Origin of the sequence: Pseudarthrobacter sp. H2 (assembly GCF_050157045.1) — a bacterium.
In the GTDB taxonomy this organism is placed as follows: Bacteria; Actinomycetota; Actinomycetes; order Actinomycetales; family Micrococcaceae; genus Arthrobacter.
In genome coordinates, this window is record NZ_CP189596.1 from 116,454 (window position 1) to 138,945 (window position 22,492).

Genomic DNA, 22,492 nt, shown 5'->3' on the forward strand with positions numbered 1-22,492 from the left:
TGTGGGAGTCAAATCATCACGGTGGGTCAGATTGCAGGTGTCAGCGGGCGGAGCGGATCATGCCCTCTTGGGCGACCGTGGCCAGGTGACGGCCCTGGCGATCGAAGAAGCGGCCCAACGCCAGTCCCCTGTTCGACTGGCCGGATACCGCTTCCTGGGCGTACAGGATCCAGTCGTCGGCACGGCCGTCACGGTGGAACCACATGGCGTGGTCCAGGCTGGCGGTCGCCAGGCCGGGCGTGGACCAGGTGAGCGAGCGCACCCGCAGGAGTGGTTCAAGGATGGTGTAATCGCACACGTAGGCCAGGGCGGTTCGCTGCAGGTCGGGGTCGTCCGGGAGCGCGTCGAACGCCCGCACCCACACGCACTGGTGTGCAACGGCTCCGCCCTCCAATTCCAGGTACACCGGACCCGGGACGTGCCGCATGTCGAAGCTGCGCCCGCTGGACCAGTAGGCCGCCGCTGCTCCGTCGACGCCCTTGAGGACCTCAGCGGCGCCGCGAAGGGTGGCCGGATCCACAGCTGCGGGGGCGGGCGGTTGGAAGTCGGGCCCCACCTCGGGAACCTGGAAGGAACCCATCGCAGCGAACACGGTCTTGCTGTTCTGGAAGCCGCGCACGCTGCGAGTGGAGTAGCCCCGGCCGTCACGCAGGTGCTCGACCTCGTATCGGACCACCGATCCGACGTCGACCGGCCGCATGAAATAGCTGTGCATCGAATGCATGATCCGGTCCGCGCCGACTGAGCGCATCATCGCGGCCGCCGATTGTGCCACCATGTCCCCGCCATACGCCTTCGGCCACGGTACGTACTGGGTGGTCGCCTCGTAGGCCTCGTCCGCGTGGCCCGGGTCGACCGGGGTCAGTTCCACGGCCTTCAGGAACGTCTGGGCCGAGAGGGTTTGCGTCTCCACAGCCATTAGGCCCTCCGGTAGTCGGCCAGGATGACGTCGTCGACGTCCTCCAGATTCACCACGATGTTCTCCGGTGTTCTGGCAGTCAGCCAGACCAGTTCCTCTGTCACTGACATGTTGGCCTCGACGTGGGGCATGAAGGGCGGGACGAAGACCCAGTCGCCGGCCCTCATGTCTTGGAACTGCTGGTAGTTTTCGCCGTAGTAGATGCGTCCGTGCCCGCGCAGCACGTAGCCGCCGGTCTCCGCCTCGCCATGGTGGTGCGGCAGTGAGCGGTAGCCTGGGGTGTTGGATACCTGGCCGAACCAGAGCTTGGTCGCTGGCGTGTGCTGGATGCTCACGCCGGAGACACGGACGCAGTCACCGGACTGGGCCGTATTCGTGTCCTCGTCGCCGGCATGCGTTACCACGGGGATGACCTGGCCGTCCGGCTGGGCGTAGATCGAGTTATCGCCTTCGGTGCGGTATTGCGCGGTTGTGTTGGTCATGACACAGACTCCTTCGTCGTGGTTTTCAGCAGTGGTGTGTTGGTTCCTGCCGGATGGATGCGGATCATGTTCTCCAATGCTCCGATCCCATCGATTTCGGTGCGCAGCACGTCGCCGTCGTTCATGAATCGCGGCGGCCTCATGCCCATCCCGACTCCGCCGGGCGTCCCGGTAAGGACGAGGTCGCCAGCGCGCAGGGTGGTGAATTGGGAAATGTAGGCGAGCAGCCGGGCTGGCCCGTAGACCAGTGTCGCTGTGTTGCCGGACTGGACAAGTTCGCCGTTGACGTAGCCGCGGACGGCGAACGCGTGCCCTGCAGGGAATTCGTCGGCGCTCACCATGGCCGGACCGACGGGCGTGCTGGCGTCGAACGCCTTTCCCTGGAACCACTGCAGGGTCCGGTTCTGCCAGTCGCGCATTGACACGTCGTTGGCCACCGTGTAACCAGCGATCGCGGCGGCGGCGGTCTGCTCATCAGCGCGTCGGAGCGTGGCGCCGACAACGACGGCAAGCTCTGCCTCCCAATCGATCTGGGTACTGCCGTGGATGTCGATTCTGTCGTTGGCGCCGGCCAGTGAGTCGGCAAACTTGGCAAACAAGGTCGGATACTTCGGCAGCTCCCGGCCCATCTCCGCGATGTGGTCGCCGTAGTTGAGGCCGCAGCAGATCACCTTTGCCGCCTGCGGGAGGAGTGGTGCCAGCTGGACTGCAGTTCCGGTGCGGACCGGGCCGCCTCCCTGGACGGCTGCTGCGGCGACGTCACGCCAATTGCCGTTTTGCAGCAGTGCTCCGACGTCCGCTGCCGGGAGCGGAAGGTAAGCCTCCATTCCGACCTCGACTGCCGCCGTCGTACTGCCATCGCCGTTGCGAACGGTAGCAACCTTCACGCAGTGCCCCTCTCCAAATCTATATGTCGACTTTTTTGCGGTCGTCACGTAAGCTCAATGTAACATGGCTTCAAGGATCTGAACAGGCCTAAATTGGAGGCCGGCGAAGCGACTATCAAGGAGGAACAGCATGAGCAATGTGACCGTCAATCCCGATTCACTGCCCAGGCCATCCGGGTACGCCCACGGCATACTGGCCGGCAACACCGTCTATCTCGGCGGACAAACCGCACTGGATGCGGACATGAACATCGTCCCCGGCGGCGTCGTGGACCAGTTCCGCCAGGCATTCTCCAATGTTCTGGCCACCCTCGCAGAGGCCGGCGGCCACCCGGAGGATCTGGTCAGCTTGACGATCTACTTGACCGACGTCGATGACTATATGGCCAACGGCCGCGAGATTGGCCGGATCTGGCGCGAGATGGCGGGAAGCCGCTACCCCGCGATGGCGGGCATCGGTGTCAGCCGCCTGTGGCAGAAGGACGCCGTGATTGAAATTCAGGGCGTCGCAGTCATTCAGGAACGATAACGTCCCGACGGAACGACAAAGGGGGCCTGACAGCACACCATGTGCCGTCAAGCCCCTTTGCCGTTGCCGATCAGGTCGCCAAAACCCGCTCATCGGCGAGTTCGCGTGCGAACTCCGCGGCCAGTGGTGAGATCAGTTCATGCGTGCGCACAAAGGTTTGGCGGGCTTGCGGGCCCTTCCACCCCTTCGGCATGTAGTCAAGCGACAGGCTCGGATCCTGGTAAGGAAAGCGGCGCCAGAGGGTGAGCATGGGCACGTAGTACCTGAAACAGTGCCGGCGTTGTGATTCGGTGGAGCGGGCCAGCGCGGCGACGGGATCAGTGCCCAATTCTCCGGACCAAAGGTCCACCGCGTTGCCATAGAGGTCCAGGAAGTCCGCGAACTGCTGGTCCAAGACGTCCAGGTCCCACCACTGGTCGACTTTCGGGCGCATAGGGCCCTTCATCAGATAGTCGCCCTGGAAGAAGTCCACGAATTGATCCAGCTCACGGGCCTGGAGCCGGCGACGGGTCTGTTCCAAGACCACCGCCGGGGCTATCCACACTCCGGAGCTCATGGACCCGAACCCCATGGCTGCGAGTTCGCTGCGCAATTGATGGCGCAGATTGCGCAGTTTCTCGGGGACCGAGAAAATCGCCAAAACCCACGGATCGCCGGGTGTGGTCCGCGACGGTGAAAAGATGCGCTTGTCACCCTCTTCGAAGGTGTCCAGAATCTCCGAAGAGAGCCGGTATCCGGCTTGGCTGCCCGACTTAGCACTCTGCAGCACGCCACGGGCCTTGAGGCGGGACACGGAGGAACGCACACCCGGCGCATCATACCCGAGCTCGTTCAGCATGCTGATCAACAGCGACACCGGCATGATTCCGCCGTCTGCGCGGCTGTACAGGCCGAAGATCGTCACGATGATTTGCTGGTGCCGGATGGGCGGGGACGGGATGCTAAACAATGGTGCTGCCCTCGTTTCCATCGGGTTCATCGGGTTCATCGGACTATGAAGAAGGATGGCGGCGGCATCCTCCTTCGTAGTATCGCATTTCCGCAGTGCCCAATCGCCTCAGCGTCCATTCTCAGTGTCCCTTGAACGCTTCGGCGAGCCACCAGGCGCCGCCGTCGGCGGCGATGCGGGCGTCGATGACCAAGGGCTTGTTGCGTGGCCCGTCGAGCCAGCGCGACACGCCAGCCAGATCGGCGGTGGAACGGACCACCACTCCCTCTGCCCCATATCCGCACGCAATGGCGGCAATGTCCACTTGCGGGAACCGCACAACGTCCAGGTCGGCCGGGTCGCCCTGGAAGTGGTGGACTTCGGCGCCGTAGGCCGAATCGTTGTACACGATGACAACCATCGGGATTTTCTGCCGGACCACTGTTTCCAGTTCGGCGATGGACATCAGGAACCCGCCGTCGCCGGCGCCGAGCACAGGCAACCTGTCGGGCCTCGCAGCCGCGGCGCCGATAGCTGTGTACAGGCCCAACCCGATGGATTGGAATGCCTGGGTGAAGCAGAACCCGAATTCATCGGGCACGGCCAGGTAGGCGCTGGGGTAACCCATGAAGTTCCCGGAGTCCACGGATACGATGCGCTCGACGGGCAGCATGCGGTCAAGCTCGCGGCTGAGGATGCGAGGGTCAATGGTGTCCGGCGTCGACAAGTCCACAAGGTCCTCCGAGTTCCACCGTGAGTGCTCGGCGATGGTGTGCGCCATGGCGGGCGTGCGCAGGCCTGTGGACCGGTGGCCTCCGGCCTGAAGAACGGACAGCACAGCCGCGGCCGTCTGGGCGCAGTCCCCCAGCACACCGAGGTCGATTGGGCGGTTTGCCGCAAGCCCGGAGTCCTCGATATCCACCTGGACCACTTTGGCGTCCGGGCCGATCAGCGATCCATGGCGCATGGTCCACATGTTCAAGGCACAGCCGAAGCCGACAATCAAATCAGCGTCGGCAATGATAGCGGCCGTGAACGGTGAGGAAAACCCACCCGAAATCCCCACATTGAACGGGTCTCCGGTGAAGAGTCCATGCGCGACGGCCGACGTGGCCACCAGCGCTCCCGTTTCCTGGGCCAGTGCAAGAATTTCCCGCCCGGCGTCCCTGGCCCCGCGCCCGGCGACAAATACGGGACGCCGGGCGGCCCGGAGGGTGTCAGCCAGGGCGGCGACTGCGGCGTCATTGGGCTTGACGGCCTGCGGCAGATGGAGGTCGGCGAGCTCGCCGATGGTCGACACGTCGACCTGCTGGGCCTGGATGTCGGTGGGCAAAGACAATACGACGGTGCGCCGGTCGTTGACAGCGGTTCGGTAGGCACGGACGGTGTCAGCGACGGCGCTGGCGGCCGAGTGGACGCGTTCGGCCACGGCACCGACGCTGCGGGCCAGCGCATCCTGGTCAATCTTGAAGTTCGAACGGGTCGCGGCCGCTGCGGTGTCGGCGGTGACCACGATCATCGGGGTGCGGCTCTTGGCGGCCTCGCCAATGCCCGTGGTGGCATTGGTCAGTCCGCAGCCTTGGTGCGTTGATACAACACCGACGCGACCGGACATGCGCCCGTAGGCATCCGCCATGGTGGCGGCGCCGCCCTCGTGGCGTGCCGCGGTGTATGGGACGCCATTGCGCCGCAAGGCGTTTGTCACCACGTAGTTCCCGCTGCCCACCACGCCGAACGCATGCCCCACGCCCAACCGTGCCAGCGTCGCTCCGACGAGCTCGGCCACGCTAATCGTTCCTGCTGCTGCCGGTGCGGTGTCGGCGCCGCCAGCAGGGAGATCTGTCTGCGGGATGGTGACTGTCATGGTGTTCTCCTAGCGAAGGATGCGATGGGTTCTGCGGTTTCGTCCTGGCGCGGGGCAGTGATGGCCTGTCGAATATTCGGGGGCCACCCCGCTGGCCGCACCTGGCCCACTGGGACGTGCACGGTGGTGAACGTCCCGTGGGCGGCGGTGCCGGCGGCGTGGCCCTCGAATGCGTGCCCGGTCACCAGGAACGTGAAGGTCATGGAGGTCCGGCCAATGGCCACGATGGCCACCTCGACCGTGATGCGCTGGCCGAACCTGAGTTTGGCTTTGAAGTTGGTGCTTTGGTGGACCCTTGGGGCCACCGGAAAGTACTCCGGAACGCCGAGTCGGCGGAACAGTTCCGCCTCGGCCGCCTCCACCCACCGAAGGATGGCCGAATTGTGCTGGTGACCGGCGGCATCGGTATCGATCCATTCGACCGTGCGCTCCAGGCTCGTCCGGGCCAGGGCGAGCACCCCCTGATCGTCCATGATTCCTCCTTCCCCGGACCGGATGGCGGTAGGCATCCACCATCATGGTATGTCACTTTTCTGACGATCGTTCTATTTTGTAGATATTACTTTTGTCCGGGGACTTCACCGGCGAAGGCGCCGGCCAGACCCTTGAAGGCCGGGGTCTGGCGCAGATGGTCCACGGAAAGCTCCTTGACACTGGATACTCCGATGGAGCGGAGCGTCTGCCGGATGTCGCGGTCGAAGAGGCCCAGCAGTTCGGCGACGCCTTGTTCGCCTCGAGCAGCCGTGGCCCAGGCCGCCGCACGGCCAAGTAGGACCGAGTCTGCCCCAAGTGCCAGCGCCTTGATGACGTCAGCGCCACGGCGGATGCCGCCGTCGAACATCACCGGGACAGAGCCACCCACGGCGGCGGCGACGGCGGGCAGCGCGGCCAAGCTGGGCACCACCGAATCCATGTCGTTGCCACCATGGTTGGAGACAACGACGGCGTTGGCTCCGGCCGCCACGGCCGCCACGGCATCGTCAGGCTCGAGTATGCCCTTCACGGACAGCTGCCCGTCCCACTGTTCACGCAGCCAGGCCACGTCGTCCCACCTTGGATAGGCGGTGTTTTTCCAGCGGGCCATGACACCGGGGAAGGTCGGATCCGCGTCAACGGAATCGGCAAAGTTGGGCGCCCGCAGAGGAGGCATCGACTTCTTCACCACAAACGGCAGGAACCAGGACGGCCTGGACAATGCGGCCGGGCCCCATTCCAGCGCCTCCCTCCAGCCCAGCGCTTTTGGCATGGCAGGGGTGCCCCAATCGCGGCCGGCGGGAAATGTCCAGTCCAGGGTCAGGATAATTGAGGTGACACCTGCCGCGCGGGCCCGCGCCAGCCGCTCCGCCATGCGCTCCCGCCCATCCACCCAGTAGAACTGGGCAACGACGTCGGCGCCAGCATCAGTCAGCTCGCGCCACGGTACGGAGGCGAAATTGCTCACGCCCAGCGGGATTCCAGCCTTGGCGCAGGCCCGGGCTTGACCGAGTTCAGCACCGGGGGCCAGACCCTGCGCGGCGACAGGGGCGATCATCAGCGGGAGGCTGGCCGCGAATCCGGCAACCTGGGCTTTTGTGCACACTTCATGACGCGCTTGGCACAGCCGGCTGCGCAGCATGATCTCATCAAAAATCCGGGCATTGGCCGAAGCTGTCGTCCCGGCCTGGTTGCCGCCGTCCAGCAGGCTCACGGCCGGGGCGGGAAGGAACCGTTCGGCGGCGGCGCGAATGGCGGCGACCGATTCGAAGGGCCGGTGCTTTTCAAGAAACATTCTCGGGTTCCCCTAGGTGGCGTTGCTGGCGAGTAAGGGCGCGGATTCTTCCGGAACGGTGTTCCGGCCCAGAATGCTGGCCATGGCGCGTTCAAGGAGGCCGGATTCACGCCCTCGGGGATCCGCAAACCTGGCGGCGATATAGCGGTCAGGCCGGACCAGGACGGCCCCGCTGGGGCCAATTCCCTTGACCGACTCCCACCGCGCCCGCACGTCCACGTAGTCTCCCTCGTAGACGCCGAGCGACACGACGTCGACACGCACCCCGTGGGTCCGTGAGACTGCGGCGGCAGCATCGCTCCACGCGGCATTGTTTGTGCCGGTGATCAGAAGGAAGCCGTCCTCGGGCACCAGGTCTGCCAGTGGCAGCATGGCATCAAGATCCTGAATCCACACATGCGGCAGATGGTTTCCCGGCCTGGTGGTCAGCGGTGGCACCAGGACCGGATCCGCTGTCTGCGGCTGCGTGGTTCCGTCGTCGATAACCGCGGGGCCGGACGGATACACGTGGCCCAGTTCGGAGCCCAGGTGCCGGAACAGGATGCGCTGGGCGGAAATCGCTCTGGACACGCGCCGACGGAACGGCTCGCTCTGGGGCCGTTCATCCCACACCTGGTCCATCCGTGCCCAGTTCTCGGCAGCAGGCGCGTCGGGCACGATGCCAATGGCCTCATTGATTTTGAATTGTGACTTTGCGTTGACGATGGCCTGCCTGACGTTTTGTTCGGCAACCGGCCTGCGTTCACGTTCATAGCTGTCCAGCAGCGACTCCCCGGCCTGGCCTCCGAGCACCATGGCCAGCTTCCAGACCAGGTTGACCGCGTCCTGGACCCCTGCGTTCAGGTTCAGACCGCCCGTGGGCGGATGCCGGTGGATGGCGTCGCCAGCCAAGATGATCCGGCCGTGGCGGAATTTCCGGGCGACGGCCCCGTCCATGGTCCAAGCGTTGACCAAATGCACCTCGGGACAGAAGTCGGGGATACCCAGGCTTGCAACGAGTTTTTCCACCACGGCGTCCCGATCGACGGGACCGTTCACCGGTCCGTCATATCGGGTGTGGAAGACCCACTCATCGGAGAAGTGGCCCCAGGTGTCCGGCCCTTCCGGAAACAGCACACCGCCGCCCCATGACCCACCCAGCTCCGGATTGACCAGAAACCGGGTGACGATGTCGGGGCCGGTGGCATAGCTGCTCAAGTCGGCGCTGAAGTAGACAGAACACATGCGCATGCTGAAGTTCGGTTCCACGTCGAAATCGATGCCTAGGGCCGGACCCACGAACTTTCCTGCATCGGCGCCAACGACGTAGTCGGCCTCGATGGTGTAGTGCGTTCCGCTGGTGTGGTCGAGCAGGCGAACGGTCACGGTCTCGGCGTTCTGCCGAATGTCCACCGCCTCATGGCCAAACCTGACGTTTTCACCATAGCCCCGCCGTTCCGCCCATGCCTGGGCGCCGTCCTGAAGGATGGGTTCCAGCCTGTTCTGCGGGATATTGACATTGCGGCAGGGGCTGGCGAGCACGTAATCGGGATCCGTGTAGCCGGCACCCCAGGCTTCCACCCTTCCGATCTCCCGCCCGAAGTTGGCGTGCTCGCCGTGCAGTCCGGCGAACCACGCAGCATAACGCATCTGCCCGGGCGGCGTGGCGTGCTTGTACACCTCGTCCGCCAGACCCAGCCTGGTCAGGATTTCAACGGTCCGCTGGTTGATGATGTGGGCCTTAGGATACGGTGATGTCTTTCGACGGTCGTTGACGAGCACATGCCCAATGTTGGCCTGCGAGAGCAGCATCGAGGCAGTCAGGCCAGTGCACCCGCCACCGATGATCAACACCGGAACACGTTCAACGGCTGGTTGGATGGTCATCGGCTCATCCGTTCCAAATCAGGTCTGCGGCCTTGGGCGGATCAGCTATCTTGCGGGCCGCGGCCGTCCAGTCGATCCATTTTTGAAGCAGGTCCGGGTTCATTGCGGCATGTGGTTTAGATGAAGCGGCAGCCGCATCGACCGCGGTGTTGAAGATCTGCTGCGCGTTCGGCGTCGCCTCGGTGATGACTACGCGGCCAGCTTGGTGGACGATGTCACGCACTCTGGAACGGTTGTCAGGGTTGCCTGCAAAATCGGCGGCCTCGGCGATGGCATCGCGCCACCCCTTGGCGGCATCCGGGTACTTGGCCAGAAATTCGTCAGTGAAGGCATACGAAGATGCCATTCCTTCCATTGCTTGAAAGGCCTCAGGCATGGGGGTCAGATTCCCGGCGTTCGTGGGGTAGCGCATATCAGCGTACTTGGTGGCAAATCCCAGGCTGGTCACCATGTCGGTGTACTGCGAATCGAACACCGCTGCCTGGACGTTGTCACGCTGCAGGGAGGCGAGCATCGATGACGGCGTACCCAATCCCACAAATTTTACATCTTTCGGGTCAACGCCGTGCTGCTTGAGCATGGCTGCCGCGAAATACTGCATCTGCGACCCTTGGGAATTCACTCCGATCGATTTGCCCCGCAGGGACTTCACCGCGTCATCAACGCTCATTCCTGGGGTAACAAACTTGTTGGCGACGACAAATCCGAGCGAGGCACGCGTGGCCGCGGTGGCCACCATCTTCAGCTTGAAACCATTGGCCCGGGCCTGGATGAAATTGTCGGGCGTGCTCATCATGGTTTGCAGATCCCCGGCAGCCAACTGGGCCAACGCGGCAGGACCGCTGTTGACGATCTGACCGGTGGCCTGGATGCAGTGTTTGGCAAAGTACCCCTGCTGGTCTGCCACATCCGGCCACAGGTTTACCACCGAGCCTGGATACACCTGGAATTTGATCTTGTAAATCGTCGGGCATGCACCAGAACCCGCAACGCGGATGTCGCCACCACGGGCGCATGAGGTCAGCGAAACCGTTGCGAGCAGCAGGGCCAGCGTAAAAACGATCATTCGTGAGCGGACGGAAATCCGCGTTGGGTGGTTCTTCATTCCCGCAACCTTTCTTTGACCTGCGTGGTTAGAGCCTGATGGACGACAGTCCGCCGTCGACCGGCAGTGACACGCCCGTCGTCGAACTGGCGCCCGGGCTCGCCAGATAGCAAATTGCCAGAGCCACTTCCTCGGCGGTGATGAGGCGTCCCATGGGTTGGAAGGCGGAAAGCTCGGCCAGGACCGCGGTGGGATCTGCCGATTCTTCGAGCCGGCGCTTCACCCAAGGAGTGTCCACGGAGCCGGGTTCCACACAATTGACCCTGATGCCCTCCGTAGCCATGTCGGCAGCCATGGCAAGGGTCATGGCCCGGATGGCGCCTTTGGAAGTGCTGTAAAGGACTCGATTTGTCAGTCCTACAGATGCCGTCGTCGAACAAGTATTGACGATGACCGAGTTCCCTCCGGCACGGAGCAGGGGCAGGAAGAGGGCAGTTACCCTTACCGTGCCGAAGACGTTGACGTCGAACACGTCCTGCCACTGGGACAGAGTGTTCTCCTCGATGGTGCCCAGCGCGCCGACGCCGGCATTGTTCACCAAGATATCCACCGTCGAAACGGCCCGGGCGACCACGGCGACTGCAGCCCGCACGGACTCTTCGCTCGATACGTCGCAGGGCACGTACGTCACCCCTGGCTGCGCCTCTCCTTGTTGACGGTCCAGGCTGAACACGCCGGCACCCTCGGCGGCCAGCATTTTCGCCACGGCGCGGCCGATACCGGATTCGGCGCCGGTGATAACGGCGGTGCGATGTTCCTGGGGCTTGTGGGCCATGATTGTTTCCGTTCGTGTCAAAGGGGACAAGGGTCAGGCGGGGACGGGTTGGCCAGCGCATATCACGGCAACGACGTCCTCAAGTGCGCGGATATCTTCGCGTGGGTCGGAATGAACAACGAGCAGATCTGCGCGCGCACCCACGGCGATGGTTCCGGTGCCGTCAGCCAGGCCCAAGAGTTCCGCGGCGCCGGTGGTTGCACCGGCCAACACCTCGTCGAATCCCAGGCCGGCCTCGTCCATCAGTGCCTCCATCTCATCCACAACACTGGCCGTAATGTCTGTGCCGACGGCGATCCTGACACCTGCGGCCTGCGCCATGCGGACGGATCGCCTGTGGGGGGTGATGACGTCACGCTCGAACGCATCGGCGGCCGCGTGTTGGCCGGCTGCCCGCAGCGCGCGCACCCGACGCGTGTAGCCAGCCAGCGTGGGGACATACCAGACGCCACGATCGGCCATGATCCGCACCGACTCGTCACCGAGGAAAACACCATGCTCGATTGAGTCGACGCCGGCTCGCACGGCGTTCAGAACGGATTCCTCGGGCAGCGCGTGGGCCGCCACCCGGAGTCCGTGACCGTGCGCCATGTCGGTGGCCGCACGCATCAGCTTCTCTGACAGCTCCACGGAGATGGGGTCCTGCGGATAGTTGGCAATGCCTCCGGAGGCGAAAAGTTTGACCCACGGCAGGCCAGCATCTATGTCCTCCGCCAGCAAGCGGTTGACGTCCTCGATCGTGGTCACGGCGCGGGCCCGATGGTGCAAGTGCCCGCCGGGGATGCCCAAGGGGGCCCCGCACGTCAGAATCCGCGGGGTGGCCGCTGCTTCCCCGCCGGCGTAGGACAACCCGGCACCTAGATCGACACCGAAGTCCCGCACCGTCGTCACCCCGCTGGCCAGGATACGCCTGGCATTGGCCTCGAACTCCCGGCGCATTTGGGCCGCGTCCGTGTGCATGAGCTCACCCATGAGAGCGCCAGCTGCAGGCCCGGTCTCCCACAGCGTCCGTTTGAAGGCGAGGTGGTCGTGAGCGTCGATGAGGCCAGGCAGGATGAATATCCGTGGCCCGCCGGCCCCGTGTCCACGGTCGGCGGGGCGAACCGCCGATATGACCCCGTCACGACAGGTGATCAACATGTCGGTGGCGGGGCGGCCGGCCTGGATGACCGTGCCCTGCAGTTCCGCTGCACCGGCCGGTGCGGGCCTCGGCGTCGCGCTCATGTTGATCGCCCCAGAGTGGAGGCGCCGCGGCTCCAGTCCGCCATCCACGCCTCAAAGTCAGGGCGCCAGGCATCGTCGAAGTACTCCGCCCGCACACCGTGCATGCTAACTGGGTCCGTAAACCACTGCCGGATCCGATCCGAGCCTTCGTAGCGGACGATCACTTCGTCGCGCAAGCCCTCCTGGCTCTGGCGGTCACGCCAGGCATCCACGTCCTCAACCCAGTAGCCCAGGTGGTGGATGCGTTCGCCCTGGCTCAGCGACTTGTAGTCGGAGTCGTCCGCCTGGACCAATTCGACGTAGACGGGGCCGGTGGTGGAGTAGCAGAGTTTCGATCTGTACGGATGGGGGTCGGGGTGGTGCATCGTCTCCACCATGAGGTCCACCTCCGTTGCCGGATGGAATCCGATGCCCAGTGCCGCCTCGAATTGGCTCCGCGCCGCCTCGATGTCGGCGACCAGGAAGCCGACATGAAATAGCTCCGGCGACTTCAGGACTGACTGCGGCTCAGAAGTCACAGCTGAATTCCTGCAGGTCGGCGGCGACCACGACTTCTCCATCGAAGACAGTCTTTGCCCGGGCCACCATGTCCTCGGGGTCAATGTTGCGCGTCACGTGCGTAAGGACGAGCCTTTGCACGCCGGCTTCTGCGGCGGTCCGGGCCGCCAGCTCCGGTGTCGAGTGGAGCTGGATGATTTTTTCGAGCGGGCCTGGCAGATTCCGTTCACCCAGGAAGCATTCATGGACGATCGTGTGAGCACCCTTGGCCAGTTCAACGAGCGAGGGTGTGTACGACGTGTCCCCGGTTATCACGACCGAACCGTTGTCCCCGTCGACCCGGAAACCGTGGGTGTCCAGCACATGTTTGGCCGGCGCCGCGGTGACCCTGAAGTGGTCGGTCTCGGTCACCAGGCCTGCATGGACCTGTTGAACGTCGATGTCCATCAATCCATAAGGCTCCCTGACGGTCAGCCGCGACTCAAGGTCGTCCGCATAGGCTTCCCACAGGTGATCCATCAGGTGCTGGATGCGCCCGGCACCGTGAATGTGCAACTCGCGTCGGCCGAGAATCCAGCCTCCGATGATGAACTGGCTCAGCCCATGCGTATGATCTGTGTGCAAGTGCGTAAGGAACAGGTGCTTCACGTCTTCCAGAGGGATGTTGGCGGCCCGAATCTGGCTGGCAGTATTGTCTCCGCAATCGAATTGGAGGTACTGCCCGCCGACTTCCACGATTTGGCCCGGACCGTGCCTCTCGGGATCCATGAACGGGGTTCCGGTTCCAGTCATAGTCAATTTCATGGCTTGCTTATTTCTCCTCAATGGATATCTGTCCGATGCCTGGCTGTGCAGGATGAGTAAAAAATCTGGCTGTGCGGCCCGAGTTAGCGTGCCGCGGCGTCCAGAGTCTGCCAATGCAGGGCCCGGCGACGGATCGCCCGCAAGATCTGGGTGATCAGCAAGGACAGCACACCAAGGATCGTCAGGGTGGCGAAATAGTCGTTGGTCTGGAATTGGGACCCATACAGGGCAAGCTTCACGCCCAATCCCTCGCTACCGGCAAGCAATTCACCCGCTACGGTACCGAGCATGGCAAAGATGGCCGCAAGTTCGAGCCCGGCGAAAATGGTGGGGATGGCGCCAGGCAGAATGAATTTCCGGAAGGCCTGGCGTTCAGTGGCTCCAATGACCTTGGCCAAAAGGGCCTGATCACGGTCGACGCCGTCGACCGCAGCCAAAGTGTTGGCAAAGACGACAAAAAAGGCGATCGAGAAGGACATCGCGATCTTGGAGGTCAGGCCAATGCCGAACCAAAGAACGAACAACGGGGCGAACGCGACCCTCGGCAACCCATTAATGGCGACCGTGATGGGTTCGATGATGTTCCGCACGTGTGCTGAGCGGGTCACGATGAAGGCGAAGACGATGGCAACTATCGATGCCAGTACCCAGCCAAAGAACCAGCCACCCACGGTGCTTGAGGCATCCACCCAGATAGCCGGGGTGGCCAACTGGACCAGCAGCTGCTGGAAAATCTTCGTTGGCTGTCCGATGAAGAGCGGGTTGACGGTCCCGGAGACTGCCAACCATTCCCAAAAGCCCAGAACGATTGCAACCAGCACCACCTGCCCGCCCAGGACCAGCAGCGTCGACTTAAGTTTGCGCTGGCGCACACCACGGGCCCATTTGCTCTTCTCACTCAGCTCGGACGGCGATTTGGCAACCGTGGCAGGAGGGACGGACCCAGGGTCTTCGGTAGCGAAGTCTGTCTGGCTCAATGTTCGCTCATTTCTGTTTTGATGATGGACCAGATTTCTTGGTAGTACTCGTGGTAGAGGGGGTCCCCCTGCAGATCCAAGGCGCTCCGCGGCCGTTCCAGATCAATGCGGAATTCCTTCAGGATCCGGCCCGGGTGAGCACTCATGACCACCACACGGTCGGCAAGGGTCACAGCCTCGGACAGGTCGTGCGTGATGAACATGACTGTGCTGCGGTGTTTTTCCCACAGTCCGATCAACAGGTCTTGAAGGTTGATTTTGGTCTGTGCGTCGAGCGCAGAGAACGGCTCGTCAAAGAGGACCACCTTGGGATTGAAGGCCAGCGTCCGGGCCACAGCAACCCGCTGACGCATGCCGTGCGACAGCTGGGCCGGGTAACTGGCACCCGCATGGCCCAGCCCGACGCTTTCCAGATGCTCTGCAGCGGTGGCGCGCGCCTGGCGGCGTGGAACACCACGAATCTCCAGCGGCAACATGACGTTCTCGGCCGCCGTGCGCCAGGGCTGGAGGCAGTCCCGCGCAAGGAGGTAGCCAACGTCGTAGTTTCCCAGTTTCGGCGCGCTCTCGCCGAGTTTCACCGTGCCGCTGGAAGGCTTCACCAGGCCGGCGGCGATGTTCATGGCTGTGGTCTTGCCACACCCACTCGGGCCAACCAGGGCCACAAACTCGCCGGCCTTGATGTCAAGGTCGAAGCTCTCCAAGGCGACTGTCGGCCCCGCGGGTGTCGGGAACGTCTGTCCGATGTTTTGGAAGGAGATATCACATCCGGCCACCGCAGTATTGGTGGCCTCGATTGTGCTGGTCATCGCATTTCCTCATTTCAACTTCATGAACGGAGCAGTCCGCCGCAGGCTGGTATGCACGTCACCGACACCCATGTCGTCATCTCATGTATTTATGACGCTCGTCACATTCACGTCATAAGCAATCATGCGACGCATACTCCCCGGACGCAATAGATTTACGGAAGAACTCCAACTATTTCGTCCCATAGCGGTCTGAGTTTCGGGCCTTCGCTAAGAACGTGTTGGGAAAGTGTTCGGTGACGTCAAGCGCGCCAAAGCGGTCTACACCCGAACCGGCGGCCAGGAGTCCGAGCTGGTCCGACGGAGGTAGAGCCCCACAGCCTCGCCCGCAAGGTCCGCATGTGCGCGGCAGCATCAACGGATGAGGCGGAGTTCGTCCGCCGCGCAAGGCATGCTCGTCCGCCCCCGCTACGCGGCCGGCCGCACCGACGTCGTGACCGGATACTCCGTGGCCGAACGCCCCCGCAAGGGGGAGCGGGCCGTGTGGTTCGGCGGCAACTCCCTGGGACGTGACCTGGCCCTGCCCAAACTCCGCAGTGACTGGGAAAGCACCCCCGAGTCCGCGACGGCGGCCGTCGCGGAATGGAACGCGGCAGCGCGCAACCGCCGGCCGGTAAGCCCTGGCCGGGAGGCCCTGCAGCCGTCGGCCGAGCTGTGGAACAGGTACGCCCACGACGTCAGCGCCCTTCGGGAGAAACTGGGCACCACCGCGCATGATGACCATGCCGCCTGGGCGCAGGCAGCCCGGGAAACTTCCGCCGCATTCGGCGCATGGTCCAGGCGGATCGAACCGATACCCGGACCGCTGGCGGACGCCGCCCGCGAGCTGTCCAAGTCGGCCCAGCTGCGCCGCTACCTATCACGGCCGGCCGTGACTCTACCGTCGGCACGCGGTGCCACCATGATTCTCCTCGCCGCGACGTCCAAGAGCGACCGTGCCGCCTACGCCCTGATGTTCCGGCAGCTCGCCCAGACCGCACGAGCCATCCACGACATGCACAAAGCCACCGACGATCTTCGCCGGGTTCGAGGCCTTGGATCGGCCGTCCCGGCAGCCAGCAAGGTTGTCGAAGCCAGCGCCACCGCACAGACACTCACGGCACAGCCCCTGACGATGGACGCCCTCCGCGGACAGTACCCGGGAGCCAGCGAAGACGCCCTCCGGGCACGGCTCATCGCGGAACGGTTACGGGGCGGCTCGCCCGTCCCAACGACACTCACCAGGCCAGAGAAAACCCTGCAGCAGGCCGGCACCACCCGGCCCGAAGAACCAAACCGAGACCACCATCCGAATCCAGGCATCGAGCGATAGGGGAAGAGCATGAGCGAAGCAGACGGAATTGACGAAGCGGTAGACGGTGCGATGCGTGGTGGGGATTTCACACGTCACGGCCCACGTAACTTCGGCTTATGAGATACAAGCCTGATTACGCGCCGGGGGTACTGCGGCATTGCCAGCTGGCCGAATCCTCATCCGGCGAGGACCACGACAATTCCCAGTCCTCCCAGCGCCACTCCCGCGAACGCCGTCCACAAAACCGCAGACGCATCCGCCTCGAAACATTCCTGCGCGATCCCCCTTGAGCTGGAACTGTAGCGCCGCCGCTGGGTCAGGTAGATCGCGCCGGCGGCGGCTGCTGAAATGGCAACGAGCAGCAGGATGGGCAGGCCGTGATGGGGGAGCCAGCGCAGGAAGATGGCGCTGACACTCACGAGCGCCATCATGGTGCGGCCCCATGCCAGGGTGGTCCGTTCGGGTTGAAGGCCTGGATCCTCGTGGCGTCCGAGGACCGCCAGGCAGTTGCGGGCCACAGGCTCAGCGCCAGAGGATGAAAATCAGGACGACTGCGGCAGCCAGCGCCCCTGCGCCGGCCAGCAGCGGCACGATGAGCGGTAGCGGCAGCGGGGCTTTGTTGCGCATGCTCCGTTCCACCCGGATCCAGCGCACTGCGGCGCCGGCGCTCAGCAGCATGCCGAGGAACAGTAGCAGTACCGTGAGACCCTTGCGCATAGGCTCCAGGAAGAGGCCCGGAGTGAATGCCTCTATGGCGATTCCGCCTGCCAGGAGCGCCAGCGAGGTCCGGATCCAGGCAAGGAAGGTACGTTCGTTGGCCAGAGTGAAGCGCGGGTCCGGTTCGGTGCCACCGGGCAGCAGACGTTCGACAATTTTCCTGCGTGCATTGAGTGTCCAGCGTTCGACCTCATCCACTGCGACGCGACGTTCTTGCGTGAAACTGCCACGCGTTGTTGATGTCACACTGTTCCTCTGATGTCCGGCATCCTGATGATCAGTTGAGCAGTGCATGCGTCGTCCATCCATTCCGTGACAGTTCGTCGGCAGTGGCGCTGCCGGTGCTGCCGACGTCTCCTGCGGGAGTTCTCATGAAGTCCTCAAGACGGGCACGGAGTTTGCGGCTCAACTCATCGAACTCTGCGCTGCTTATGCCGGTCAACGAGGGTGCACGCTTCCAATCGTTGTAGTTTCCGAAGACGTAGGGAAGGTCCGTGGCATGTCCGGCCCCCAGACGCCCGCCGTAGGCATCTGATTTCACATTGAACACCAGGGCGACGGTGGGGACTTCGTTGGCGTGCCGCCGGTCCACCAGCATCAGGCTTCCGGCCGTGTACATATCGTCGCCGATCATGTCCGCCAGGACCTTAACGGGCGGGACCCCGGACGCACGGCCGACCTCCCGCTCGTACGCGGAGGCATAGCCCGGGGAAATGCTGAGCAGGCGGCCTTGCACTTCCGCCGCCGACAGATCCTGAACTTTCTCATCTGGGGCAAAGTGGGTGGCCCCCTCGTCCGTTGTCCACATCACGAGTAAAGGAAGGTTTGCCTGTTCCAGGAATCGCACATTAGCGAAGGGGTCCGTTGGGAGCAGGTTTCCGTCCACACACAATTGGAAGGGCCAGGCTACCTTTCCCCACCGATGTCCGGCCTGGACCGCTTCGTCTTGAAGCGCGATGATCTGGCCGGCGGCCAACTCTCTGAGCGTGGCGAGCGAGAGACCTCCCGCCACCCGTGGCGTACTTGCGTTGGCAGGAGCGTATGGCACCCCCATTCCCATCGGTGCGCTCAAAAGCATCATCCGGTGGTAGGGAATTTCCCGCCTGGCGGCGTAGACCGACGCCATGGCCACAATGGAATGGGCTCCGCTGGATTGGCCCGCCAGCGTGATATTGTCTTCGGCTCCGCCGAACGCGGCGATATTGTGCCGGATCCAGTCCAAGGCCAGCATCTGGTCCTCGAGCCCCAGATTCGCTACGCCGTGCCCAGGATCGCCGTAGTATCCCAGAATTCCGAGCCTGAAGCCTACGGTGACGACAACCACGCCGTTTTCCTTGGCGAGAACAGAACCGTCATACCAGGGTGTGGCTGCAGAACCGAATAGGTAGCCTCCGCCGTGGATCCAAACCATCACGGGCCATGGCCCCTCGCCGGGCCGGTCCGGGGTCCAGACGTTCAGCTGCAGGCAGTCCTCACTCTGGCGGCACAGGGGCATGGGGCCCATCGTGTCTTCAAGCCGCGATCTGGACTGCGGGGGTGCCGAGCCCCATCCGGTGGCCGTCCTCGCGTCCCGGGGTGTGTCCATCGGTTCGGGTTTCGCGAAGCGGCGGTCGCCAACGGGAGGAACGGCGTATGGAATGCCTAGGAACCGGCGAACCCCTCCCTCGGCCGTCCCGGTCAACAGGCCGGAGGTTGTCTGTACGGTTAGGGAGGACGTTCTCAACTGACTGCCTCCGCCTTGCTGCCTCGAACAAGATGAAGAATCTTGTTGCGCAGCTCCGTATAGGCTGGCTGCTCCTTGGTGTGATACTGGTCGCGATCTCGAGGGAGATCGATAGGAACAACTTCCGAGACCGTACTGGGCGACGATGACAGCACGAGGACTTCATCACTAAGGTAGACCGACTCATCAATGTCGTGCGTGACGAACAGAACGGTCATGTCGTATTTCCTCTGGATCTTGAGGGTAAGGTCCTCCAGATCAATACGGGTCTGCGCGTCAACGGACGCGAACGGCTCGTCCATCAAGAGTATCTTCGGGCGGTAGGCGATCGCGCGCGCTATGGCCGCTCTCTGCTGCATGCCACCGGATAGCTGCCAGGGCAGACGATCCTTGGCGTGGGCCAGTCCCACCGCTGTCACGGCTTCGTCGACTCGTTGCCGTATCTCGTTCTTGGGAAGCCGCCCCTCGAGGGCGAACGCCACATTGCGCTGTACGGAGAACCACGGGAGCAGAGAGCGCGTGTAGTCCTGGAAAACCACGGCCAGGCCGTCCGGAGGGCCGTCGACCATTTCACCATTCAGTGTGACCGCACCGGATGTCGGAGTCTCCAAACCCGAGAGACACCGCAGCAGTGTTGTCTTGCCGGCCCCCGACGGTCCGACAATGGACACAAAGGCGCCTTCGGTCACTTCGAAGGAGATATTTCCGATCGCCACGACAGTACCGTTGGGCGTGGAGAATTCTTTGCGGAGATTTGATGCAACAAGCATGTCCGTCCTAGGTTGGCATAGAAGATCCTAAGCGGGCCAGTAAACGGCCCGCTTCTGAACCTGGTCGAAAAGAACGTTGAATAAAAAGCCGAGCATCCCGAGAAGGATGATTCCGGACCACATGTCGGCGATGGCATAACTGTGCTGGGATTCGACGACAAAGTGACCGATGCCGCCTGACGCCGCGACCATCTCGCTCACGACCATCAGAACGAAGGCAATGCCCAGTGCCGTCTTCAGACCGGCGAAAATGCTGTTCGCCGCAGCGGGGAGGGTGACCGATGTCAGCCTTTTGAGCGGCGAGATCTTATAGACGTCGCATGTCGCCCGAAGTGTGGGATCAATACCACGAATGCCCTCGACGGTGTTCAGCAGAACAGGCCAGATGGAACCAAACGCAATGATGAAAATCTTCATGGGATCCCCCAACCCGAAGACCAGCAGGAACACTGGAAGAAGTGCCGGCGGCGGCAGTGACCGGACAAACTGGATGACCGGGTCGAAAGTCTCACGGGCGTTCCGGCTGGCTCCGAGCCACACCCCCAGGAGCAGACCCGCGGTTGCTCCACCGGCGAGGCCGACGGCGAACCTGCCGAGACTGGGAATGACGTCGCTGATGAACCGGTCGAAAAGCCACAGCTCCCGAAAACGAGTCATGATCTCGCTGAGCGGTGGAAATGCGTAGGAGGCACTGGTGCTGCTGTAAATCCACCAGATGACGACGGTCAAAATGGGTACCGAAAGGACAAGGAATACCTTTACGATTTGTTTTCGCATATCAATTGCTCCGTTGCGAGGGATGCCATCTGAGGCCCGATTTCTCAACCAGTCGAAGACTGCTGTTAACGGCCATGCCCAAGATGCCGGACAACACAAGGAACGCCATCATGCTCGCGTACTGCCCGTTGGATTGGGCAAGGTAGATTTCCCGTCCAATTCCAGGAGCGCCGCCGACCATTTCAGCCACAATGGCCACCATAATGCCGATCGTTGCCCCGATACGGAGCCCTGTCACGATAAAAGGCAGCGCAGCCGGAAGGATGACCCCCAGAACGTTTTTCCGGAGTGAAAACCTGTAGATTCTGGCCGTGTCCTTGACTGTCCGGTCAATGGACCTGAGACCATAGACCGTCTGATAGAGAATCGGCCATATCGCTCCGAGGATAGTGAGGGAGACCTTCATATTGAGTGTCGGGCCTTGGAGCAGCACCACGACGGGTATCAGAATGATGGGCGGAATCACGCGGAGGAACTCAACAGGAAAATTGAATGCCAGACGCACGGTTGGGAAGCTGCCGATTGCCAGCCCGCCGAGGATGGCAATCATGGCGGCGACTACGAATCCTACGAGCCATCCGAGCATCGTCTGGCCAGTCGCCAGCCATGTTGCCGATGTGGTGAGGATCTGCCCCATGGCGACGGCGATCTCCGCCGTCGTAGGGAAGCTTTGACCGGCGAAGACCGTCGCCGGCAGCATCTGCCCCAGGACCAGGATCAGGACGAAACCCGCGGCCCCTTTCAGGGTCTTGCGCCCCCGCGATGAGGAACGGAGCTTCCGTGGTGTTGGCGGCGCCTGTGTCTTGAGGGTCAGGGCGGTCATGAAGCCCCCAGCAGGAAGTCGTCCGCCTTGACCGGTTTCTCGATGAACCCGTACTGCTTCATTGTCGTGATCGTGTCGTCGAGAACACTCTTGTCAATGTTTTTCACGTATCGCGGCAGCTGCACCTGCTGAAGCGATCCCTTAGCGACCTTGCTGTTGGTCTCCAGGATCTTGCGCACCTCATCCGGATGTTCATTCGCGTAGTCCTGGGCTGCCGCAAATGCCGTCTGCAATTTCTGGATCACCTGCGGATTCTGCTTCGCATACTGTTCGGAAACGAAGTATCCCGACACAAGAAGATCCTTCGACACTGCCTTGTTGGGGAAGCCGATGACCTTCAGCCCCGCCGACTTGGCCTGCGAGAGGAACGGTTCATTCATTACGGCTGCGTCCACCTGGCCACGCTGTACCGCACGCTGCATCTCGGAGTTGGGCATGTCAAGGAACTTCGTTCCCTCGGACTTCCCGCCTGCGGTGTCGATCGCCTTGCGTGTTACCAACTCGAGAAAGCTCTTGAGCCCGTTGACGGCAACGTTTGCATTGGTCAGATCTGCGGGACCGGCAACCTTGGAATCCGGAGCCACGACGAGACCGATGTAGTCCTTGTCTCCGTCAGCCGATGTTCCCGCGGGAGCGACGAGGCGGACCGGGACATTGCGGGCGGACGCATTGATAAGAGGGACTACAGCGCTTCCCCCTACTGCTATCTCTCCAGACATCACCGCAGCCACGGTGGCGGCACCGGACTGTCCAACGGAGGATTTCACGTTTAGCCCCTGCGCTGCGAACATACCCTGCTCGATCCCGACATACAGCGCAGCGTAGTCCGCAACGGGTGAAGCCTGGATGGTCAGTTCCGTCCCCGCCGCGCTAGCGCCGTCGGCGCCACCCCCGCACCCGCTCAATCCAATAGCTGCTGCCGTAGCGACGGCGACCAAAAGCCCCGCTCTTTTCAT

General features: G+C 63.0%; 24 protein-coding genes. 2 read left to right on the top strand and 22 right to left on the bottom strand.

Translation table 11 applies throughout. The annotated features are described in order from the left end of the window. Window positions 1-40: 40 nt before the first annotated feature. The 3 genes from ACQCSZ_RS25990 to ACQCSZ_RS26000 are packed head-to-tail and all read right to left on the bottom strand — an operon-like array spanning window position 41 to window position 2,288. Window positions 41-913: an acyl-CoA thioesterase gene (locus tag ACQCSZ_RS25990; protein ID WP_427008804.1), complete on the bottom strand. Its 873-nt coding sequence runs from the start codon at window positions 911-913 to the stop codon at window positions 41-43. 5 nt (window positions 914-918) lie between these two features. Further along, window positions 919-1,401 (bottom strand): cupin domain-containing protein, encoded by a 483-nt coding sequence (locus tag ACQCSZ_RS25995; RefSeq protein ID WP_427008708.1) that lies wholly within the window; start codon window positions 1,399-1,401, stop codon window positions 919-921. After that, window positions 1,398-2,288 (bottom strand): fumarylacetoacetate hydrolase family protein, encoded by an 891-nt coding sequence (locus ACQCSZ_RS26000; RefSeq protein WP_427008709.1) that lies wholly within the window; start codon window positions 2,286-2,288, stop codon window positions 1,398-1,400. The genes ACQCSZ_RS25995 and ACQCSZ_RS26000 overlap by 4 nt, the downstream gene beginning before the upstream one ends. A 130-nt stretch (window positions 2,289-2,418) precedes the next feature. Between ACQCSZ_RS26000 and ACQCSZ_RS26005 the strand changes: the two genes are divergently transcribed. After that, the gene (locus tag ACQCSZ_RS26005; protein WP_427008710.1) at window positions 2,419-2,817 is read left to right on the top strand and encodes a RidA family protein; all 399 of its coding nucleotides are present in this window, start codon (window positions 2,419-2,421) and stop codon (window positions 2,815-2,817) included. 70 nt (window positions 2,818-2,887) lie between these two features. Here ACQCSZ_RS26005 and ACQCSZ_RS26010 read toward each other — a convergent pair whose 3' ends face one another. The 12 genes from ACQCSZ_RS26010 to ACQCSZ_RS26065 all read right to left on the bottom strand — a co-directional run bounded on the left by ACQCSZ_RS26010 (window position 2,888) and on the right by ACQCSZ_RS26065 (window position 15,432). Continuing rightward, window positions 2,888-3,805, bottom strand: coding sequence for a PaaX family transcriptional regulator (locus ACQCSZ_RS26010; protein WP_427008711.1), 918 nt, complete (start codon window positions 3,803-3,805; stop codon window positions 2,888-2,890). Window positions 3,806-3,887: 82 nt separating this feature from the next. Continuing rightward, on the bottom strand, window positions 3,888-5,609 hold the full coding sequence (locus tag ACQCSZ_RS26015; protein WP_427008712.1) for a thiamine pyrophosphate-binding protein: 1,722 nt from the start codon (window positions 5,607-5,609) through the stop codon (window positions 3,888-3,890). Beyond that, on the bottom strand, window positions 5,606-6,082 hold the full coding sequence (locus ACQCSZ_RS26020) for an acyl-CoA thioesterase (protein WP_427008713.1): 477 nt from the start codon (window positions 6,080-6,082) through the stop codon (window positions 5,606-5,608). Before ACQCSZ_RS26020 ends, ACQCSZ_RS26015 begins: the two co-directional genes overlap by 4 nt. Before the next feature lie 86 nt (window positions 6,083-6,168). Beyond that, the gene (locus ACQCSZ_RS26025; RefSeq protein ID WP_427008714.1) at window positions 6,169-7,377 is read right to left on the bottom strand and encodes an alpha-hydroxy-acid oxidizing protein; all 1,209 of its coding nucleotides are present in this window, start codon (window positions 7,375-7,377) and stop codon (window positions 6,169-6,171) included. Between the two features lie 12 nt (window positions 7,378-7,389). Next, window positions 7,390-9,243, bottom strand: coding sequence for an FAD-dependent monooxygenase (locus ACQCSZ_RS26030; RefSeq protein ID WP_427008715.1), 1,854 nt, complete (start codon window positions 9,241-9,243; stop codon window positions 7,390-7,392). Between the two features lie 4 nt (window positions 9,244-9,247). Continuing rightward, window positions 9,248-10,348, bottom strand: a complete 1,101-nt coding sequence (locus ACQCSZ_RS26035; protein ID WP_427008716.1) for an ABC transporter substrate-binding protein — start codon at window positions 10,346-10,348, stop codon at window positions 9,248-9,250. A gap of 28 nt (window positions 10,349-10,376) precedes the next feature. After that, on the bottom strand, window positions 10,377-11,123 hold the full coding sequence (locus ACQCSZ_RS26040) for an SDR family NAD(P)-dependent oxidoreductase (RefSeq protein WP_427008717.1): 747 nt from the start codon (window positions 11,121-11,123) through the stop codon (window positions 10,377-10,379). Window positions 11,124-11,156: 33 nt separating this feature from the next. Then, window positions 11,157-12,347 carry an amidohydrolase family protein gene (locus tag ACQCSZ_RS26045; protein ID WP_427008718.1) on the bottom strand — a complete coding sequence of 397 codons (1,191 nt, stop codon included), beginning with the start codon at window positions 12,345-12,347 and terminating at the stop codon, window positions 11,157-11,159. Next, window positions 12,344-12,865: a VOC family protein gene (locus tag ACQCSZ_RS26050; RefSeq protein ID WP_427008719.1), complete on the bottom strand. Its 522-nt coding sequence runs from the start codon at window positions 12,863-12,865 to the stop codon at window positions 12,344-12,346. The genes ACQCSZ_RS26045 and ACQCSZ_RS26050 overlap by 4 nt, the downstream gene beginning before the upstream one ends. Further along, window positions 12,855-13,613 carry an MBL fold metallo-hydrolase gene (locus ACQCSZ_RS26055; protein ID WP_427008720.1) on the bottom strand — a complete coding sequence of 253 codons (759 nt, stop codon included), beginning with the start codon at window positions 13,611-13,613 and terminating at the stop codon, window positions 12,855-12,857. Before ACQCSZ_RS26055 ends, ACQCSZ_RS26050 begins: the two co-directional genes overlap by 11 nt. Before the next feature lie 119 nt (window positions 13,614-13,732). After that, window positions 13,733-14,626: an ABC transporter permease gene (locus tag ACQCSZ_RS26060; RefSeq protein WP_427008721.1), complete on the bottom strand. Its 894-nt coding sequence runs from the start codon at window positions 14,624-14,626 to the stop codon at window positions 13,733-13,735. Beyond that, on the bottom strand, window positions 14,623-15,432 hold the full coding sequence (locus ACQCSZ_RS26065) for an ABC transporter ATP-binding protein (RefSeq protein WP_427008722.1): 810 nt from the start codon (window positions 15,430-15,432) through the stop codon (window positions 14,623-14,625). Before ACQCSZ_RS26065 ends, ACQCSZ_RS26060 begins: the two co-directional genes overlap by 4 nt. Window positions 15,433-15,793: 361 nt before the next feature. Between ACQCSZ_RS26065 and ACQCSZ_RS26070 the strand changes: the two genes are divergently transcribed. Beyond that, window positions 15,794-16,744 (top strand): hypothetical protein, encoded by a 951-nt coding sequence (locus tag ACQCSZ_RS26070; RefSeq protein WP_427008723.1) that lies wholly within the window; start codon window positions 15,794-15,796, stop codon window positions 16,742-16,744. Between the two features lie 158 nt (window positions 16,745-16,902). Here the strand turns inward: ACQCSZ_RS26070 and ACQCSZ_RS26075 are convergent, their stop codons facing one another. From ACQCSZ_RS26075 to ACQCSZ_RS26105, 7 genes are all read right to left on the bottom strand, one after another. Then, entirely contained in the window at window positions 16,903-17,244 is a 342-nt protein-coding gene (locus ACQCSZ_RS26075) for a DUF202 domain-containing protein (protein ID WP_427008724.1), read from the bottom strand. 4 nt (window positions 17,245-17,248) lie between these two features. Then, the gene (locus ACQCSZ_RS26080; RefSeq protein WP_427008725.1) at window positions 17,249-17,641 is read right to left on the bottom strand and encodes a YidH family protein; all 393 of its coding nucleotides are present in this window, start codon (window positions 17,639-17,641) and stop codon (window positions 17,249-17,251) included. Window positions 17,642-17,720: 79 nt separating this feature from the next. Next, window positions 17,721-19,166: a carboxylesterase family protein gene (locus tag ACQCSZ_RS26085; protein ID WP_427008726.1), complete on the bottom strand. Its 1,446-nt coding sequence runs from the start codon at window positions 19,164-19,166 to the stop codon at window positions 17,721-17,723. After that, on the bottom strand, window positions 19,163-19,936 hold the full coding sequence (locus ACQCSZ_RS26090) for an ABC transporter ATP-binding protein (RefSeq protein WP_427008727.1): 774 nt from the start codon (window positions 19,934-19,936) through the stop codon (window positions 19,163-19,165). Before ACQCSZ_RS26090 ends, ACQCSZ_RS26085 begins: the two co-directional genes overlap by 4 nt. Before the next feature lie 27 nt (window positions 19,937-19,963). Then, window positions 19,964-20,665 carry an ABC transporter permease gene (locus ACQCSZ_RS26095; protein ID WP_427008728.1) on the bottom strand — a complete coding sequence of 234 codons (702 nt, stop codon included), beginning with the start codon at window positions 20,663-20,665 and terminating at the stop codon, window positions 19,964-19,966. Window positions 20,666-20,714: 49 nt separating this feature from the next. Further along, a complete protein-coding gene (locus ACQCSZ_RS26100; protein ID WP_427008729.1) occupies window positions 20,715-21,536 on the bottom strand; it encodes an ABC transporter permease in 822 nt (273 codons plus the stop codon). Continuing rightward, window positions 21,533-22,492 (bottom strand): ABC transporter substrate-binding protein, encoded by a 960-nt coding sequence (locus ACQCSZ_RS26105; protein ID WP_427008730.1) that lies wholly within the window; start codon window positions 22,490-22,492, stop codon window positions 21,533-21,535. The genes ACQCSZ_RS26100 and ACQCSZ_RS26105 overlap by 4 nt, the downstream gene beginning before the upstream one ends.

Excerpts from the sequence above, each read along its gene's own strand:
- ACQCSZ_RS26070 (WP_427008723.1), top strand. The coding sequence starts at position 15,794 with ATGAGGCGGAGTTCGTCCGCCGCGCAAGGCATGCTCGTCCGCCCCCGC.
- ACQCSZ_RS26040 (WP_427008717.1), bottom strand. The coding sequence starts at position 11,123 with ATGGCCCACAAGCCCCAGGAACATCGCACCGCCGTTATCACCGGCGCC.
- ACQCSZ_RS26045 (WP_427008718.1), bottom strand. The coding sequence starts at position 12,347 with ATGAGCGCGACGCCGAGGCCCGCACCGGCCGGTGCAGCGGAACTGCAG.
- ACQCSZ_RS26025 (WP_427008714.1), bottom strand. The coding sequence starts at position 7,377 with ATGTTTCTTGAAAAGCACCGGCCCTTCGAATCGGTCGCCGCCATTCGC.
- ACQCSZ_RS26055 (WP_427008720.1), bottom strand. The coding sequence starts at position 13,613 with ATGGATCCCGAGAGGCACGGTCCGGGCCAAATCGTGGAAGTCGGCGGG.
- ACQCSZ_RS26030 (WP_427008715.1), bottom strand. The coding sequence starts at position 9,243 with ATGACCATCCAACCAGCCGTTGAACGTGTTCCGGTGTTGATCATCGGT.
- ACQCSZ_RS26100 (WP_427008729.1), bottom strand. The coding sequence starts at position 21,536 with ATGACCGCCCTGACCCTCAAGACACAGGCGCCGCCAACACCACGGAAG.
- ACQCSZ_RS26015 (WP_427008712.1), bottom strand. The coding sequence starts at position 5,609 with ATGACAGTCACCATCCCGCAGACAGATCTCCCTGCTGGCGGCGCCGAC.
- ACQCSZ_RS25995 (WP_427008708.1), bottom strand. The coding sequence starts at position 1,401 with ATGACCAACACAACCGCGCAATACCGCACCGAAGGCGATAACTCGATC.
- ACQCSZ_RS26105 (WP_427008730.1), bottom strand. The coding sequence starts at position 22,492 with ATGAAAAGAGCGGGGCTTTTGGTCGCCGTCGCTACGGCAGCAGCTATT.
- ACQCSZ_RS26035 (WP_427008716.1), bottom strand. The coding sequence starts at position 10,348 with ATGAAGAACCACCCAACGCGGATTTCCGTCCGCTCACGAATGATCGTT.
- ACQCSZ_RS26010 (WP_427008711.1), bottom strand. The coding sequence starts at position 3,805 with ATGAACCCGATGAACCCGATGGAAACGAGGGCAGCACCATTGTTTAGC.
- ACQCSZ_RS26090 (WP_427008727.1), bottom strand. The coding sequence starts at position 19,936 with ATGCTTGTTGCATCAAATCTCCGCAAAGAATTCTCCACGCCCAACGGT.
- ACQCSZ_RS26065 (WP_427008722.1), bottom strand. The coding sequence starts at position 15,432 with ATGACCAGCACAATCGAGGCCACCAATACTGCGGTGGCCGGATGTGAT.
- ACQCSZ_RS26020 (WP_427008713.1), bottom strand. The coding sequence starts at position 6,082 with ATGGACGATCAGGGGGTGCTCGCCCTGGCCCGGACGAGCCTGGAGCGC.
- ACQCSZ_RS26005 (WP_427008710.1), top strand. The coding sequence starts at position 2,419 with ATGAGCAATGTGACCGTCAATCCCGATTCACTGCCCAGGCCATCCGGG.